Here is a 15,605-nt window from a genome sequence, read left to right as displayed (position 1 = left end):
GCATTAGTCCTGTTCAGGGTTTCTCAAGTAATAACCGACGCCGCGGCGTGTGACAATCCAATTTGGATGGCTCGGGTTGTCCTCAATTTTTTCACGAAGGCGGCGCACTGTTACGTCAACCGTTCTGACATCCCCAAAGTAATCGTATCCCCATACTGTTTGCAGCAAGTGCTCACGTGTCATGACTTGTCCGATGTGTTTTGCCAGGTAATGCAGCAATTCGAACTCACGATGGGTTAATTCGATCGTTTCATCTCGTTTTGACACTACATACGCGTCAGGGAAGATCACGAGGGAGCCGATATGAATGTCGTTGGAAGATGATTCTTCCTCCGCTGGCGCTGTTGTCAGCTGGCGGCGCAAGTTCGCTTTCACACGGGCTAAAAGCTCTCGTGTGCTGAATGGTTTCGTAACATAGTCATCCGCGCCGATTTCAAGCCCGATGACCTTATCAATTTCTGAATCCTTAGCCGTCAGCATAATGATAGGCATATCGTATTTCTTTCTGACTTCACGGCATACTTCAACGCCGTCTTTATTCGGAAGCATAATATCTAAAAGAATTAAATCAGGCTGAAGCTCTTCCACCATTTCAACGGCTTCATTTCCGTCATAGGCGCAATGCACTTCATAGCCCTCTTTTCTTAAGTTAAATTCTAATATATCTGCAATCGGTTTTTCATCATCTACTACAAGGATCTTTTTATCCATCATTTTTGATTTCCTCCTGCCGAATGGTCTTCATTTCATCTATATCACATTCGTTACATCACTTATGGCCCAAATAGAACAATGGGTCCTTGTCTATTATAACGGTTTAAGGTCAAAAGATAAAAAAAATAAAGGTTTAGAAAAAAACACATTTTTCACCTTCATCCACCAGTTGTCTATCTTTTGTCATGTTTTTCAACTTTTCTTAAAAAAGATAATTTAAATGAAACCTCCCCTCACCTGCGTGCGTCTTTTCATTGACGTCTTCTTCTTTGAACCGGCCGCAGGGCCGGTTCTCCCTTTTTCTTCTATTATAACACTCCGCATGTTTATCCTTTTTATAAAGAAAAAACGCACCTACGATTGCAGATGCGTTTGGTAAGTGGCTCGGGACGGAATCGAACCGCCGACACACGGATTTTCAGTCCGTTGCTCTACCAACTGAGCTACCGAGCCAAATCATTTATTTTTCTCTACTTAGTAAAGTAAAATGGCGGTCCGGACGGGACTCGAACCCGCGACCTCCTGCGTGACAGGCAGGCATTCTAACCAACTGAACTACCGGACCTTACAGTAATTTGTCTGGAGAGCTGTCGTGTCAACTCTCGCAGACAAATAAGGAATTTAGCAATAACGCTAAAGTAAATCAATGACCCGTACGGGATTCGAACCCGTGTTACCGCCGTGAAAGGGCGGTGTCTTAACCGCTTGACCAACGGGCCTTCACAAAAATGGTGAGCCATGAAGGACTCGAACCTTCGACCCTCTGATTAAAAGTCAGATGCTCTACCAACTGAGCTAATGGCTCTTAAGATGCCGGATTTTTCATAGAGCAAACGACTTGGATCAAGTTCTTATCTTGTACTCTATTGAAGCAGTTTCCGTAACAACGAGATTTATAATATCATGAACAAATAGAAGTGGCAATAACTTTTTTGGTTTTTTTTCATATTTTTTTCTCAGACCAACTTATCTGCAGTTTTCAAACAAAAAACAAGCCCCTGAAAACAGGGGCTTGCGGGTATTCTACTTAGTTCGCACGGTACACGCTGCGAAGGACATTTGTCTGTGAACGGTCTGGACCGACAGAGAAAATAGAAAGCGGAATGCCTGTCAGCTGAGACACACGCTCAAGATAGTGGCGCGCGTTTTCCGGAAGCTCGCTAAGGCTCTTCGCACCTGTGATATCCTCAGTCCAGCCTGGCATTTCTTCATAAACCGGTTCACATTCTGCAAGTGCTTTAAGGCTTGCAGGGAACTCTTCGATGACTTCTCCTTTGTAACGGTAAGCCACACAAATTTTCAGTGTTTCAATACCTGTTAACACGTCAATTGAGTTCAATGAAAGATCTGTGATTCCGCTGACACGGCGGGCGTGGCGGACAACGACACTGTCAAACCAGCCGACACGGCGCGGGCGGCCTGTTGTTGTTCCGTATTCACGTCCGACTTCACGGATTTGATCACCGATTTCGTCTTTCAGCTCAGTCGGGAAAGGACCATCGCCGACACGAGTCGTATAGGCTTTTGAGACACCGACTACGTGCTTTATTTTTGTCGGGCCGACACCTGAACCGATGGTGACACCGCCGGCAACCGGGTTAGATGACGTAACAAACGGGTATGTTCCTTGATCGATATCAAGCATAACCCCTTGTGCGCCTTCAAATAACACGCGGCGTCCTTCATCAAGCGCATCATTTAAAACAACGGATGTATCGCAGACATATTTCTTAATCTGCTGTCCGTATTCATAATACTCTTCTAAGATATCTTCTATTTTAAATCCTTCTGTCTCGTACATTTTCTCAAGCAGACGGTTTTTTTCTTCAAGATTGCGTTCGAGTTTCTCCGCAAACGCGTCACGATCCAACAGATCCGCGATACGAATGCCGATACGGGCTGCTTTATCCATATAAGCAGGGCCGATTCCTTTTTTCGTTGTGCCGATCTTGTTTGCTCCTTTTCGCTCTTCTTCCACTTCATCCAACTTCAAATGATACGGCAGAATCACGTGAGCTCTGTTGCTGATTCTCAGGTTATCTGTACTGACGTTGCGCTCATGAAGATACGCAAGCTCTGTGACTAATGCTTTTGGATCTACAACCATTCCGTTTCCGATCACACACGTCTTATCTTTATAGAAAATTCCAGACGGGATTAAGTGAAGCTTGTATGTGACTCCGTCAAACTTGATGGTGTGCCCTGCGTTATTTCCGCCTTGATAACGGGCGATCACTTCTGCATTTTCTGACAGGAAATCTGTGATTTTACCTTTCCCTTCATCGCCCCATTGCGTACCTACTACAACTACTGAAGACATGTCCGTGCACCTCCGTTAACCTTTCAAAAACGATTCTATTCAAACAAATCAAGTTTATCAGTGAAGAAACAGAAAGTCAATTGTAAATCCGAACATTAAATTCTTGTAAATCCAAATTCGTTCGCTTTAATTGACTTTAGAAGCGTTTTCTTAAAGATTTGCCTTGAAAAGCTCATGAAACTTTTATCCTTTAGCAGAAGAAAGAATCACTTGCCTGAAATCCCTTTTGTGTTCATGAACACGATCCGCCAGCCGTCTGGATCCTCTATCGTCACCCCTCCATGACTCCAGTACGGGTTCTCAGGTTCAGCCTCCTGATAGCCCATGCTTTTTAATTTTGCAGTAATGGCTTTGATTTCTTCTTCGCTCGGCACATAAAAGACGAGCAGGCTGTCTGGGTGGGGAACGGGGGCTGTTCTTTCCTCTTCATGCTGGGTGAATTCCAAGTGGTAATCGGTATGCGGGAGGCCAAACATGACTCCGTCAAACCCATTATGCTGATGAAATTCACCAATTCGTTTTAAGCCCAGCCCTTCTTCATAAAAGCGAATGATCTGATCAAGCCGGCCCGTAGGTCTTGCTATCCGAATTTGCGCGGCATGAAATTGTGAAAAACGATGTCTCATTGTTACCCTCTCCTTTTTGTCTCATTTTATTAAAACGCTTTCATTTTCACATCCGCTAAGTGGCTGGTTCCTCTTCAGTCTTTTGGATGAAAAAACCCCAAGAAGAAGCTCTTGGGGTTTACGCGCCAGGCGGAACACCTGCGTCATCAAAACGCCGTTCCAGGTTGACGAATTTATTGTATTCTTTTACGAACGCAAGAGACACGGTTCCTACCGGGCCGTTACGCTGTTTGGCAATAATGATTTCGATAATGTTTTTGTTCTCAGATTCTTTGTCATAGTAGTCATCACGATAAAGGAACGCGACAATATCCGCATCCTGCTCGATACTTCCTGATTCACGGATGTCAGACATCATCGGACGTTTGTCCTGACGCTGCTCAACGCCACGTGAAAGCTGAGAAAGCGCGATAACAGGGACTTGAAGCTCCCTGGCGATCGATTTCAGTTCACGGGAAATTTCTGATACTTCCTGCTGACGGTTATCCTTTGAACGTCCGCTTCCCTGGATCAATTGCAAGTAATCGATCAAAATCATGCCAAGACCGCTTTCCTGCTTCAAACGGCGGCATTTGGCGCGGATTTCACTGACACGGATACCCGGTGTATCATCGATATAAATCCCGCTGTTGGACAGGCTTCCCATCGCCATCGTCAGCTTGCCCCAATCTTCTTCTGTCAGATTTCCTGTACGAAGGTTTTGGGCATTGATATTTCCTTCGGCACAAAGCATACGCATAACGAGCTGCTCGGCACCCATCTCAAGACTGAAAATGGCTACACTCTCGTCGGTCTTCGTCGCTACGTTTTGCGCGATATTCAAGGCAAAGGCCGTTTTCCCTACTGACGGACGGGCAGCCACAATAATCAAGTCATTGCGCTGGAATCCGGCAGTCATCCGATCAAGCTCAGAAAACCCTGTCGGAATCCCGGTAATATCGCCTTTTCGATTGTGAAGCTGCTCGATGTTGTCATACGTCTGAACAAGGACATCCTTGATATTTTGGAAGGCGCTTGTATTTTTGCGCTGCGCCACTTCCATAATCGTTTTTTCCGCTTCACTGAGTAAATCTTCGACCTCGTCCTCGCGGGTATATCCGTCCTGAGCGATGGTTGTCGCTGTTCTGATTAACCGGCGAAGAATTGATTTTTCCTCAACGATCTTTGCGTAATATTCTATGTTAGCCGCTGTCGGCACCGAGTTTGCGATATCAGTCAGATACGATATGCCTCCCACTTCTTCCAGCAGGTCCGTGTTGGCAAGCTCTGACGTCACCGTAACTAAATCAACCGGTTCACCGCGGTCTCCGAGCACCAGCATCGCATTATAAATTTTTTGGTGGGACATTCTATAGAAATCATCTGGAATCAATACCTCTGAAGCCAGTGTTAAAGCAGACGGCTGTAAAAAGATAGCGCCTAACACGGCTTGTTCGGCTTCTATATTTTGCGGCGGCAGCCGATCATTCAGAAGGTCTGTCATGCTAAGCACCGTCCTCTCATTAAAAAATCTCCAAACTCCATTTTACCATTTATCCAGAAAAAAAATAGAAAAATTCTTTGTTTCCTATTTTTTTCAGTCAGCAGATTGGATAGTTTCGGACAGTGTCAGGCTGGGAAAAAAACTGATAAATCTTGAGGGAGGAATGAATGATGCTGAAAAAATACGCCGTAACACCCAACGTCGATGCGGACGGCTGGTTTATCAAAGTGGAGAATGTGGCGCCTACAGCTTTATACACCTCAAAAGACGCCGCTATTGAAAAAGCGAAGCAGGTAGCCAAAGAGAACAGCCCGGCAAAGCTTGTGATTTATGACCAGCATAAAAATGTGGAAGATGAACTTTCTTTCTAACAAACTGAAAGCCTTCGCTGCCGCGGGGCTTTTTTTAGCGGGTACGACACGGCTATTCCATCCATTTGAATCCAATACGCATCATGAGATCCGCCGCCTTTTGATACAGCTCCCACTCTTCAAATGAAGCAAATTTCCCCATCAGCTCCTGAAGCTTATGCCGCAATGCAATATATTCTTCCAATGTGACAGCTTTCTCTGTGTCTATCTGATGCTCATACAGCATTTGTTTTAATAATGATAACGGTTTGTTCATGATGAACCCTCCTTATCTCTTTTATAAGGGGCATTTTCCGAATGCACCATTCCTTTGTGATATCTTCTTACGTTTCACATCTGATTCTTGTACAATGGACAAAAGAGAGGAGGGATCTTTGTGAGACCTTTGCAAATTTCTGCTGAAACTGCACAAAAGCTTGCAGAGTCTTTGAATCTGCCGCTTGAACAGATCATGCATATGCCTCAGCATATTCTGCTTGCCAAAATGGCTGAATTGCAGAAAGAGGACAAATCATAACCTGCACTCGCATACTTGCTTACATGTATCGGAATGATATTAAGTATATGTTAGAAAAGAGGAGTAACAGCTTTGCCACATCCACAAAATAAAAAAATCCAATCGTTTTGGCTGATTGCCGGTATTATCTTTATCGCGTTTAACTTAAGACCCGCAATCACTTCAGTCGGGCCGGTCATCAGCTCCATCAGGACCGAGCTGCACATGTCCAATGGGGCAGCCGGTTTTTTGACCGCACTGCCGCTGCTTTCGTTTGCCGTTCTTTCTCCGCTCGCGCCTAAGCTCGGACGGCGCCTAGGAAATGAGCGAACCTTATGGCTTGGTCTCCTGATACTGTTTATCGGTGTTTTGATTCGATCTGCCGGCTATACCCCCGCTTTGTTTTTCGGAACGGCACTCATCGGAATCGGAATTGCGATCGGAAACGTACTTTTGCCTAGCTTAATCAAACATAAATACCCTGAAAAGCCAGGGATCATGATCAGCCTGTATACGACATCAATGAATATATTCGCTGCTTTAGCATCAGGTATCAGCGTTCCTTTAGCGTCCCAGTTGGATGGCGGATGGAAACAGGGATTTCTTTTATGGGGAGGCTTGGCATTTCTAGCCTTGCTGATTTGGATACCTCAGCTTCGCCATCGGGATGCGTCCAACCAGACGCCGCAGCTTAAAACCAGTCCGATTTGGGCTTCCAAAGTGGCATGGTTCGTCACCATCTTCATGGGCCTGCAATCATTTTTATTTTACAGCAGTATCGCCTGGTTTCCTGAGATTCTCCGTTCACACGGGATTGATACGTCAACCGCCGGATGGCTTGTATCACTCATGCAATTTGCGAGTCTGCCTTCCACTTTTCTGACACCGGTTTTAGCTGACCGCGTGAAACATCAGCGCGGGATCGTTGCAGTGCTGACCGCAGTCTATCTGATCGGTCTATGCGGATTATTAACGGGCGGCAGCCATGCTATGCTTGCCATCTGGATGGTGATAATCGGTATCGGACAAGGCTCCAGCATTAGTCTGGCACTCACTCTCATTGGGCTCCGCAGTGAGAATGCGTATCAGGCGGCAGCGCTGTCGGGCATGTCACAGTCATTTGGCTACCTTCTTGCAGCCGTCGGACCGATCTTTGTCGGGTATCTCTTTGACCAGACACATTCATGGACAATGCCGATTGTGCTTCTTATTGCTGCTTTAATCGTCATGGGAACAGCAGGACTCGGGGCAGGACGCGATCGATACGTCCTTCAGACAGAGAGAAAGAGAAATTCAGCGTAGAAAAAGGGCGGGGAAGATGTCTCCGCCTCTTTTTTATGGAAAAACTGTCAGACATTCTTTGAATCTTTATGGTTTATTCATAAGTTTTTCATATTTGTTTTTTACAATAAGACATCATAAAGAGGTGAAAAACGATGAAAACCAAACGTTTCGACACAGTCCTTATTGTTATTTTGCTTGCAGCGGCTTTTCTCAACACCTATCACATTTGGCAGGATGACGCCGCGAACCAATACTATCTGGCAGCGGTGAAAAGCATGACGCAAAGCTTCCACAATTTCTTCTATGCGTCATTTGACCCTTCCGGATTTGTAACAGTTGATAAGCCGCCTGTTGTTTTATGGATTCAAACGATCTTCGCGCTGATCTTTGGTGTTCATACGTGGAGTGTCATCATTCCTCAGGCTCTCGCCGGGGTTGGATCGGTATTCCTTCTGTACAGAATGATCAAACCGACATTTGGCATTGGAGCGGCCCGCGCCGCCGCGCTTGTCATGGCGCTGACACCGATCGCAGTCGCCGTCAGCCGGACAAACAACATTGACAGCATGCTTGTCTTTACCTTATTGCTCGGTTCATCATGCCTGCTTCGGGCGGTCAAACAAGGCAAGCTCGTTTGGCTCCTGACAGCTTTTGGCCTGATCGGCCTTGCATTTAATATGAAAATGATGCAAGCCTTTATGGTATTGCCTGCATTTGTGTTATTCTACCTGATTGCTTCTCGGATTTCGCTAAAGAAAAAAACAGGATCGCTGATTCTGTCTCTTATCCTCCTAACCGGTATATCGCTCTCATGGGCGGTTATTGTGGATTCAACATCCTCCTCCAGCCGGCCGTATATCGGAAGCAGCCAGACAAACTCTGTGTTAGAACTCGCCTTCGGATATAACGGCACAGAGCGGCTGCTTGGGCAAACCACCGGCCTTGCACGCGGTGATATGAATGGCGCAGGCGGCGGCAACATGCAGAATAATGGCACGATGCAAGCGCCAAATCACAATGAGTCCTCTGACGGAACCTCTTCATCTCAGAACGGAAACAGCAAGGCAGATGGAAATCAAAACAGCACCGGTTCCTTCGGGGGCAATGCACCTCAGCCGCCTTCTGGACAAAACGGCACTTCCAATGGAGGGGGCGGCACACCTCCAACAGGCGGACCAGGAAATGGAGGACCCGGCGGTGGCGGCGGAAAAAGCATGAACATGTTCGGCACAGGTGATGCAGGACCGCTTCGTCTCTTCCAATCTGCTCTTTCCGGCCAGATCAGCTGGATGCTTCCATTCGCATTGATCGGATTATTAGGTGTAATTGTCAGCTGGTACCGTGATCGCCGCGGTCAGGCTACGGAAATGCAGGAAACGATATTCTGGACAGCATGGCTCGTACCTGTGGCAGGTTTCTTCAGCATCGCGGGATTCTTCCACCAGTATTACTTGATTATGCTGGCACCGCCGATTGCCGCACTTTCCGGTATTGGATGGTATACAATGTATCGCTTATACAAAAACAATAAAGATTGGTCAAGCTGCCTGCTGCCAGCGGCCGTCTTCATCACAGCCGCATTCCAAGTGTATATTTTGAGTGCTTATACAAGCCAAATCGGCAGTGGTTGGATGTATGTACTTGGACTCGCTGGACTCGGCATCACGATTGCTCTGCTCATGCTCAAAAGCAGCAAAAAGCTAATCATTGTCAGCTTATGTGTGCTGCTGCTCGCACCAATCTACTGGTCAGCAACGCCGCTTTTATACGGGGGCAACAGCGTTCTTCCTGAATCCGGCCCGCAGCTTAAAAGCTCGGCAAACGGAGGAAACATGTTCTCCTCAGAAATGGACACCGGTCTCCTGTCTTATCTGAGAGAGCATAATACCGGCGAAGAGTATTTATTTGCTGCGTTGACAACCGTAACGGCTGCGCCATATATCATCAATACAGATGAATCTGTCATGGCACTCGGCGGCTTCAACGGCACAGATCCGATTCTGACTGTCTCTGAGCTGAAAAAACTGGTCAATGAGGGCAAAGTGAAATACTTCCTGCTGTCAGAAACTAACTTAGGCAATACTGAACTCGTTTCTTGGATCAAGAAACACGGCCAAGAAATATCTTCTGACGAGTACAGCAGTTCCTCGAGCAGCACAAGCAGCCAGCAAGGCATGAAAGGTGGACCTGGCGGAGAAAGCCAGCAAACCCTTTATCTCGCAGAATAAAAAAAGGGGCTTGGATCAATCCAAGCCTCTTTTCTATTAAGCTTCTTCTTTCACATGTACCTTTAACACAGCCTGCACCTCAGGATGCAATTTCACAGGAACGTTTGTATATCCTAACGCACGGATGCCGTCCGGCAGTTCCAGCTTTCGCTTATCCACTTTAATGTTATGGTCTTTTTGAAGCTGTTCAGTAATTTGCTTGCTTGTGACAGAGCCGAACAAACGGCCGCCTTCACCTGATTTCGCGCTGAGCTCAACAGTCAGTTTTTCTAATGTTTCTTTTAAGCTCTTTGCCTGCTCAAGCTCTGCGATGGCTTCTTTTTTCTCTTTCTGCTTTTGACCGTTTAGTACACTGATGTTTGACGCGTTCGCTTCAACCGCGAGGCCTTTTTTAATCAGAAAGTTATGCGCATAACCGTCTGCTACGTTTTTCACTTCGCCTTTTTTTCCTTTTCCTTTTACATCCTGTAAGAAAATAACCTTCATCTTTGTACGCCTCCCTCAAAATACTCATCTATGGCGCCCTTCAGCCGCTCCAGCGCTTCTGTTACTGAAATGCCGGATAACTGAGTCGCCGCATTTGTTAAATGTCCTCCGCCTTCCAGCGCCTCCATGATGATCTGAACATTCACATCGCCAAGAGACCGCGCACTGATACAAACAGTTTGTTCATCACGTCTAGCTACCGCAAATGAAGCCTCAACCTCGCTCATCGACAGCAGTGAATCCGCAGCCTGCGCAATCAGCACTTGATCGAAATATTCATCTTCATTCTCAGGCAGAGACGCAATCGCAATGTTCTCTTTATAGAGGGCCGTATGCTGGATCAGCTTCGCCCGTTTAATATAGGAATCAACGGTTTCTTTGAGGAACTTCTGCACAAGCACCGTATCGGCGCCTTTCGCTCTTAAATATGAAGCTGCATCAAAGGTCCGCGAGCCAGTGCGGAGTGAAAAGCTCTTTGTATCCACTATTATACCAGCTAATAGGGCGGTTGCTTCAATCATATTGATTTTTAAGCGCTTCGGCTGATACTCAAGCAGCTCTGTCACCAATTCCGCTGTTGATGAAGCGTACGGCTCCATATAGACGAGCAGCGGGTCTCTGATAAATTCTTCGCCTCTGCGGTGATGGTCGATGACCACAATATGTTCAATTTTGTTTACCAGCCGTTCTTCCATGACAAGCGACGGCTTATGTGTATCCACGATGACAAGCAGCGTGTCGTCATTGGCAATTTCCATCGCTTCTTCAGGCGTAATAAACCTGGACCACAGATCTTCATATTTTTTAATTTCCTCAATCAAGCGCTGCACACTTGAACCGATTTGATTCGGATCAATCACAATAAATCCATCTTTGTTATTTGCCTGTGACACCTTTAATATCCCGATCGCCGCGCCGATAGAATCCATGTCGGGGAATTTGTGTCCCATGATAATCACATTGCTGCTTTCAGAAACGATTTCTTTTAAAGCATGAGAAATCACGCGGGCGCGCACCCTTGTTCGCTTCTCCATCGGGTTTGTTTTACCGCCGTAAAACTTCACTTTACCGTTTGGCAGCTTAATGGCTACTTGGTCTCCGCCGCGGCCCAGCGCTAAATCCAGACTGGATTGCGCCAAATCGCCAAGCTCTTTCAGCGATGAGACCGAAGCTCCGATACCAACGCTTAAGGTCAGCGCAACGCCGTCAAATGAAGTTTTTTCCCGTACCTCATCCAGAATCGAAAACTTCGAATTTTCAAGTTCGGTTAAAATGTGTTCATTAAGCACAGCGATGAAACGTTCTGATGAAGTCCTTTTCAGGAATATTCCATACTCCTGCGCCCAAGCGTTGAGCAAAGATGTCACTTGGCTGTTCATCGTGCTTCTCGTCTGGTCGTCTAATCCTTGCGTCACATCATCATAGTTATCAAGGAAAATATAGGCCAGCACAGTTCTTTCATTTTCATATTGCTTTTCAATCTGTATCTGTTCCGTCACATCGAAGAAATAAAGCAGACGCTCATCCCGTTTGATGACCACTTTAAATTTTCGGTCATTCAATGTAACCGTTTCCGATTCTACCTCTTGTTTGATGAGCGGCACAACTGATTCACACGTATCATAAAGTGATCTCCCCACTAAAGTACTTTCATTAAAGCAAGAAGAGAGAAACGGATTTGCCCATTCTATATAGTATTGATCATTAAAAAGCATGATGCCGATCGGCATTTCCATCAATGCCTCTTCACCGACTTTTTTCAACCTGTAGGATAACGTAGAAATATAAGCGTCAATCTCTTTTCGAATAAGAGAATCCGCGCGTTTTATAAAAAACAGTATAACTGCAAGCAGCAACACTTCGACGGTTCCTATGATCCAGTTAAAATAAAAGCTGATGAGGATTGTAATGATTGACAAAGCAATCAATGCATAGATGGGATACCGAAACAACGGTTTTTCATAAAAGCTTGGCATTTCTATCACTCCCCACCATGTGAGTACAACTCATATTCACTTCACCTTATTCCTTATGTTAAAGCCCATGTCCATAACGCCTAAAATGCGAATGGCTGCCATAAAAATCGGATGCAGAAAACCAAGAATGACTGCAATGACGGCGACTGCCTTCGGATATTTTTTCTTATGGCAATAGAAAAAGATAAATGATAAACCCTGGATAAAAATAAGAAACCCGAGTATAAACTCCCCATTTAAAGCGATAGAGTACAGCATTTGGCCTTTTTCTAAAGGCAGAAATGAAAGAATGACAATCAACAAATACAGCACTACAACACTTTGCGGAAACTTCAACTCTCTAAAAGGCTTTAGACTAGGAATATCGGGGGAGAATCGCCTCAAGAGCGGCTTAGCGATAAGGTAACTGAGGAAAGAAAAAATGGCTCCTACCATCACGATAGCTGTTGGAAAAAGATATTGAACCGTACTCAATTGTTCTTCCATCAGTTTCATTTGTTTCTCAAGCTCTTCAGCATTACCCGATTGTTTCAAAACAGATTCAACGATATCGAGTGATTGCCGGTATTGTGTCATTGCTTCATCAATGATATTGATACCCAAAAACTGAATGCTTATCACAAAATAGAACACGATACAAAGCATATAAATCAGGGCACCCGAAATAATAGCATGACCGGGTTCTCTTTTTTTGAAAAAATGCCCCATGGCAATGCCCGCACAAGCTGACATAAAAGCTACAATAAGTCCGTTAAAGGACCCGACAATAAAGACAACAGGAAGACTGACAGCGCCCATCCATAATCCTAATTTCAATCCGTGTCTGATTGTATAAAGGATCATAGGCAGCGGCAGTGCAAATAACAGAATTGTTCCAATCAATGGTACATAAACGACCAACAGTGTGATGATCGCAAACAAACTGATTAAAATAGCACCTTCCATTAATGCTCTTGTTTGTTTCACTTAGTCACCTCGTATCATACTGAACATACGAATAGAAAAGAGCAGCATAAACGACTGCTCTTTTTTTCATCGCCGCAACATGTTTTGCACCAATGTTTTCATATCATCTCTAAAATTACTTTTATATTTTAACATAAGTCCAAATCGCAAGTAAAATGACGCCAATGTTTCATGTGAAACATTGCAAACGAAAAGACATTCTTTAAAAGAATGCCCATCACTTCTTATTCTTTATCATCCATAAAACCAGAAGATTCTTTGTTTTTCTTCTTCGTTTTTCTGACATACACAAATATTAAAATCACAAGTAAAAGGGTTGTTGCTTGCAGAACGCCGCTGCTAAACAAGAAAAAGTTCTTTATCATGTCCCACATCGTGTTTCACCTCTTTTTGGATGTTCTCAACCCGTATCCTATATAAGGTGAATTTCCCTTTTTAAAAACTTCAAAACATCATGAACAACATTGAACGTTGGGCATATGCTGATACAGAATCTGATTGATAAAGGAGATTTGTTACATGGATGAACGCAGAACGTTGGCTTGGCATGAAACATTAGAGATGCATGAGCTGGTTGCTTTTCAGGCAAACGGGCTCATTAAACTGAAGAAAATGATTAGAGAAGTTAGAGATCCTCAGCTCAGACAGCTTTATAGCGTGTCCATTCAGGCCGTTGAGCAAAACTTAAAAGAGCTTCTCCCATTCTTCCCTCAGGCGCCGATGCCTCGCGATGATGAAGAAGAAGAGCGCGCGGATAATCCATTTTACAGCGGTGACCTGCTCGGCTTTGCCAAAACATCTGTCCGCAGCTATGCCATCGCAATTACAGAAACAGCAACACCTCAATTAAGAACCGTACTTGTCAAACAGCTAAACGCTGCCATTAAGTTGCATGCGCAGGTTTATCAATACATGTATCAGCATGGATACTACCCATCTTACAACCTTTCTGATCTGTTAAAAAATGACGTCAGAAACGCCAATAAAGCCATTTCGATGAAATAAAAGAAGCAGCAAAGGCTCTCCCTTTGCTGCTACTTCTGCTGTTCTTTTAATAAACTGTTCGAACGACGCGCCTCCAGTACTTCTCGGTTGGCGTCGCCCCATTCTTTCATTTGCAATACAATCGGCTCAAGCGTTCGCCCGAATTCTGTCAAAGAATACTCGACCTTGGGCGGCACCTGGTGATAAACTTCGCGATGAACAATGCCATCCGCTTCAAGCTCCCGAAGCTGCAGGGTCAGCATTCGTTGGGTAATACTCGGGCAGATTTTGCGAAACTCATTGAACCGTTTCTTGCCATCTATCATGTGATAAAAAAGGATTCCTTTCCACTTTCCGCCAATGACATCTAGTGTAAATTCAACAGGACAGCCTTCTTTGTTCGGATAAATATTGTTTTTTCGGCTCATGTTCGACCCTCCAATAGTACCTTTTTTGATACTACAGATCATTTTGCAACTGACCTACCCAGTATTTTACACACCTTTCCTCTTCCACTCAAAAAAAATGCTTTTTATTCACATCAATTTTTAAGGGTTTGCATGATTACACCCGCAGCAAGACGTGTTAAACTATAAAAAGAATGTTTACACTACTTAAAAAAGGATAAGGAGTTATCATGGAAAAAATACTTATTTTCGGACACCAAAATCCAGACACAGATACGATTTGCTCTGCTATTGCTTACGCTGATTTAAAAAACAAACTCGGTTTCAACGCTGAGCCTGTCAGACTTGGACAAGTCAACGGCGAAACACAATACGCGCTAGATTACTTCAAACAAGAAAGCCCTCGTCTTGTAGAAACAGCTGCAAACGAAGTGAACGGCGTTATCCTTGTTGACCACAACGAACGCCAGCAAAGCATCAAGGATATTGAAGACGTTCAGGTTCTTGAAGTCATCGACCACCACAGAATCGCAAACTTCGAAACAGCTGAGCCGCTTTACTATCGTGCTGAGCCTGTCGGCTGTACTGCTACAATCTTAAACAAAATGTACAAAGAAAATAACGTAACAATCGAGAAAGAAATTGCCGGCCTTATGCTGTCTGCTATCATTTCTGACTCTCTGTTATTCAAATCTCCAACTTGCACTGATCAAGACGTAGCGGCAGCAAAAGAACTTGCTGAAATCGCTGGCGTAGATGCTGAAGAATACGGCTTAAACATGCTGAAAGCCGGCGCTGATTTAAGCAAAAAAACAGTTGAAGAGCTGATTTCTCTTGATGCAAAAGAATTCACACTCGGCAGCAAAAAAGTCGAAATCGCACAAGTCAACACAGTGGATATTGAAGATGTGAGAAAGCGCCAAGCTGAGTTAGAAGCAGTGATTTCTAAAGTTGTGGCTGAGAAGAACCTTGATCTGTTCCTTCTTGTGATCACAGACATCTTAGAAAACGATTCACTTGCACTTGCAATCGGTAACGAAGCGGACAAAGTGGAAAAAGCATTCAACGTCACATTAGAAAACAATACAGCCCTTCTTAAAGGCGTTGTTTCTCGTAAAAAACAAGTCGTTCCTGTGTTAACAGACGCGATTGCAGAATAATAAAAAAGCATCCCGCTCCGGGATGCTCAGCTTGTAGAGAAAACGATGTTTTTTCTACAAGCTTTTTTTGTTTCTTTAGATGCTTATTGTATTTTAGATACAGA

The 15,605-nt window shown here is 44.7% G+C and carries 16 protein-coding genes and 4 tRNA genes; 6 read left to right on the top strand and 14 right to left on the bottom strand.

Features of this window, described 5'->3' with window-relative positions; translation table 11 throughout:
- Positions 1-3: 3 nt before the first annotated feature.
- From walR to dnaB, 8 genes are all read right to left on the bottom strand, one after another.
- Positions 4-711, bottom strand: a complete 708-nt coding sequence (walR, locus tag MTN95_RS08300; RefSeq protein ID WP_010332599.1) for a cell wall metabolism DNA-binding response regulator WalR — start codon at positions 709-711, stop codon at positions 4-6.
- Between the two features lie 383 nt (positions 712-1,094).
- Positions 1,095-1,167: transfer RNA gene (locus MTN95_RS08295), tRNA-Phe, on the bottom strand.
- Between the two features lie 35 nt (positions 1,168-1,202).
- Positions 1,203-1,279: transfer RNA gene (locus MTN95_RS08290), tRNA-Asp, on the bottom strand.
- Between the two features lie 82 nt (positions 1,280-1,361).
- A tRNA-Glu gene (locus MTN95_RS08285) sits at positions 1,362-1,433 on the bottom strand.
- A gap of 10 nt (positions 1,434-1,443) precedes the next feature.
- Positions 1,444-1,519: transfer RNA gene (locus MTN95_RS08280), tRNA-Lys, on the bottom strand.
- A gap of 222 nt (positions 1,520-1,741) precedes the next feature.
- Positions 1,742-3,034: an adenylosuccinate synthase gene (gene purA, locus MTN95_RS08275; protein WP_248337724.1), complete on the bottom strand. Its 1,293-nt coding sequence runs from the start codon at positions 3,032-3,034 to the stop codon at positions 1,742-1,744.
- 206 nt (positions 3,035-3,240) lie between these two features.
- Positions 3,241-3,660: a VOC family protein gene (locus tag MTN95_RS08270; protein WP_248337722.1), complete on the bottom strand. Its 420-nt coding sequence runs from the start codon at positions 3,658-3,660 to the stop codon at positions 3,241-3,243.
- 118 nt (positions 3,661-3,778) lie between these two features.
- The gene (dnaB, locus tag MTN95_RS08265; RefSeq protein WP_024123520.1) at positions 3,779-5,143 is read right to left on the bottom strand and encodes a replicative DNA helicase; all 1,365 of its coding nucleotides are present in this window, start codon (positions 5,141-5,143) and stop codon (positions 3,779-3,781) included.
- Between the two features lie 170 nt (positions 5,144-5,313).
- On the opposite strand from dnaB, the gene MTN95_RS08260 reads away from it, so the two are divergent.
- Entirely contained in the window at positions 5,314-5,514 is a 201-nt protein-coding gene (locus MTN95_RS08260) for a DUF2188 domain-containing protein (protein WP_038954329.1), read from the top strand.
- A gap of 52 nt (positions 5,515-5,566) precedes the next feature.
- Here MTN95_RS08260 and MTN95_RS08255 read toward each other — a convergent pair whose 3' ends face one another.
- Complete coding sequence (locus tag MTN95_RS08255) at positions 5,567-5,770, bottom strand: hypothetical protein (protein ID WP_059335329.1); 204 nt, start codon at positions 5,768-5,770, stop codon at positions 5,567-5,569.
- A gap of 120 nt (positions 5,771-5,890) precedes the next feature.
- Here MTN95_RS08255 and MTN95_RS08250 point away from each other — a divergent pair, with 120 nt between their 5' ends.
- The 3 genes from MTN95_RS08250 to MTN95_RS08240 all read left to right on the top strand — a co-directional run bounded on the left by MTN95_RS08250 (position 5,891) and on the right by MTN95_RS08240 (position 9,522).
- Complete coding sequence (locus MTN95_RS08250) at positions 5,891-6,031, top strand: YycC family protein (RefSeq protein ID WP_003242786.1); 141 nt, start codon at positions 5,891-5,893, stop codon at positions 6,029-6,031.
- A gap of 72 nt (positions 6,032-6,103) precedes the next feature.
- On the top strand, positions 6,104-7,312 hold the full coding sequence (locus MTN95_RS08245; RefSeq protein WP_248337720.1) for a CynX/NimT family MFS transporter: 1,209 nt from the start codon (positions 6,104-6,106) through the stop codon (positions 7,310-7,312).
- A 134-nt stretch (positions 7,313-7,446) separates the two neighbouring features.
- Complete coding sequence (locus tag MTN95_RS08240; RefSeq protein ID WP_248337718.1) at positions 7,447-9,522, top strand: ArnT family glycosyltransferase; 2,076 nt, start codon at positions 7,447-7,449, stop codon at positions 9,520-9,522.
- Positions 9,523-9,558: 36 nt separating this feature from the next.
- Here the strand turns inward: MTN95_RS08240 and rplI are convergent, their stop codons facing one another.
- The 4 genes from rplI to MTN95_RS08220 form a co-directional block, all read right to left on the bottom strand.
- Positions 9,559-10,008: a 50S ribosomal protein L9 gene (gene rplI / locus MTN95_RS08235; RefSeq protein ID WP_010332608.1), complete on the bottom strand. Its 450-nt coding sequence runs from the start codon at positions 10,006-10,008 to the stop codon at positions 9,559-9,561.
- A complete protein-coding gene (gene gdpP / locus MTN95_RS08230; protein WP_105954631.1) occupies positions 10,005-11,984 on the bottom strand; it encodes a cyclic-di-AMP phosphodiesterase GdpP in 1,980 nt (659 codons plus the stop codon). Before gdpP ends, rplI begins: the two co-directional genes overlap by 4 nt.
- Before the next feature lie 36 nt (positions 11,985-12,020).
- Positions 12,021-12,950, bottom strand: a complete 930-nt coding sequence (locus tag MTN95_RS08225; protein WP_101859650.1) for a YybS family protein — start codon at positions 12,948-12,950, stop codon at positions 12,021-12,023.
- Positions 12,951-13,174: 224 nt separating this feature from the next.
- Complete coding sequence (locus MTN95_RS08220) at positions 13,175-13,324, bottom strand: hypothetical protein (protein ID WP_010332611.1); 150 nt, start codon at positions 13,322-13,324, stop codon at positions 13,175-13,177.
- Between the two features lie 145 nt (positions 13,325-13,469).
- Between MTN95_RS08220 and MTN95_RS08215 the strand changes: the two genes are divergently transcribed.
- Complete coding sequence (locus MTN95_RS08215) at positions 13,470-13,955, top strand: spore coat protein (protein WP_024123527.1); 486 nt, start codon at positions 13,470-13,472, stop codon at positions 13,953-13,955.
- A gap of 29 nt (positions 13,956-13,984) precedes the next feature.
- On the opposite strand, the gene MTN95_RS08210 is transcribed toward MTN95_RS08215, so the two are convergent.
- Positions 13,985-14,362 carry a winged helix-turn-helix transcriptional regulator gene (locus MTN95_RS08210; protein WP_024123528.1) on the bottom strand — a complete coding sequence of 126 codons (378 nt, stop codon included), beginning with the start codon at positions 14,360-14,362 and terminating at the stop codon, positions 13,985-13,987.
- Positions 14,363-14,571: 209 nt separating this feature from the next.
- Between MTN95_RS08210 and MTN95_RS08205 the strand changes: the two genes are divergently transcribed.
- Entirely contained in the window at positions 14,572-15,501 is a 930-nt protein-coding gene (locus MTN95_RS08205) for a manganese-dependent inorganic pyrophosphatase (RefSeq protein ID WP_010332614.1), read from the top strand.
- Positions 15,502-15,605 lie beyond the last annotated feature (104 nt).

This window comes from Bacillus sp. 2CMS4F, assembly GCF_023161785.1.
In the GTDB taxonomy this organism is placed as follows: Bacteria; Bacillota; Bacilli; order Bacillales; family Bacillaceae; genus Bacillus; species Bacillus halotolerans.
This window is presented reverse-complemented; position numbering and strand designations above follow the sequence as displayed.

What these genes read in the sequence shown, in the direction of transcription:
- walR (WP_010332599.1), bottom strand. Translation starts at nt 711, where the DNA reads ATGGATAAAAAGATCCTTGTAGTAGATGATGAAAAACCGATTGCAGAT.
- purA (WP_248337724.1), bottom strand. Translation starts at nt 3,034, where the DNA reads ATGTCTTCAGTAGTTGTAGTAGGTACGCAATGGGGCGATGAAGGGAAA.
- MTN95_RS08270 (WP_248337722.1), bottom strand. Translation starts at nt 3,660, where the DNA reads ATGAGACATCGTTTTTCACAATTTCATGCCGCGCAAATTCGGATAGCA.
- dnaB (WP_024123520.1), bottom strand. Translation starts at nt 5,143, where the DNA reads ATGACAGACCTTCTGAATGATCGGCTGCCGCCGCAAAATATAGAAGCC.
- MTN95_RS08260 (WP_038954329.1), top strand. Translation starts at nt 5,314, where the DNA reads ATGCTGAAAAAATACGCCGTAACACCCAACGTCGATGCGGACGGCTGG.
- MTN95_RS08255 (WP_059335329.1), bottom strand. Translation starts at nt 5,770, where the DNA reads ATGAACAAACCGTTATCATTATTAAAACAAATGCTGTATGAGCATCAG.
- MTN95_RS08240 (WP_248337718.1), top strand. Translation starts at nt 7,447, where the DNA reads ATGAAAACCAAACGTTTCGACACAGTCCTTATTGTTATTTTGCTTGCA.
- rplI (WP_010332608.1), bottom strand. Translation starts at nt 10,008, where the DNA reads ATGAAGGTTATTTTCTTACAGGATGTAAAAGGAAAAGGAAAAAAAGGC.
- gdpP (WP_105954631.1), bottom strand. Translation starts at nt 11,984, where the DNA reads ATGCCAAGCTTTTATGAAAAACCGTTGTTTCGGTATCCCATCTATGCA.
- MTN95_RS08220 (WP_010332611.1), bottom strand. Translation starts at nt 13,324, where the DNA reads ATGTGGGACATGATAAAGAACTTTTTCTTGTTTAGCAGCGGCGTTCTG.
- MTN95_RS08215 (WP_024123527.1), top strand. Translation starts at nt 13,470, where the DNA reads ATGGATGAACGCAGAACGTTGGCTTGGCATGAAACATTAGAGATGCAT.
- MTN95_RS08210 (WP_024123528.1), bottom strand. Translation starts at nt 14,362, where the DNA reads ATGAGCCGAAAAAACAATATTTATCCGAACAAAGAAGGCTGTCCTGTT.
- MTN95_RS08205 (WP_010332614.1), top strand. Translation starts at nt 14,572, where the DNA reads ATGGAAAAAATACTTATTTTCGGACACCAAAATCCAGACACAGATACG.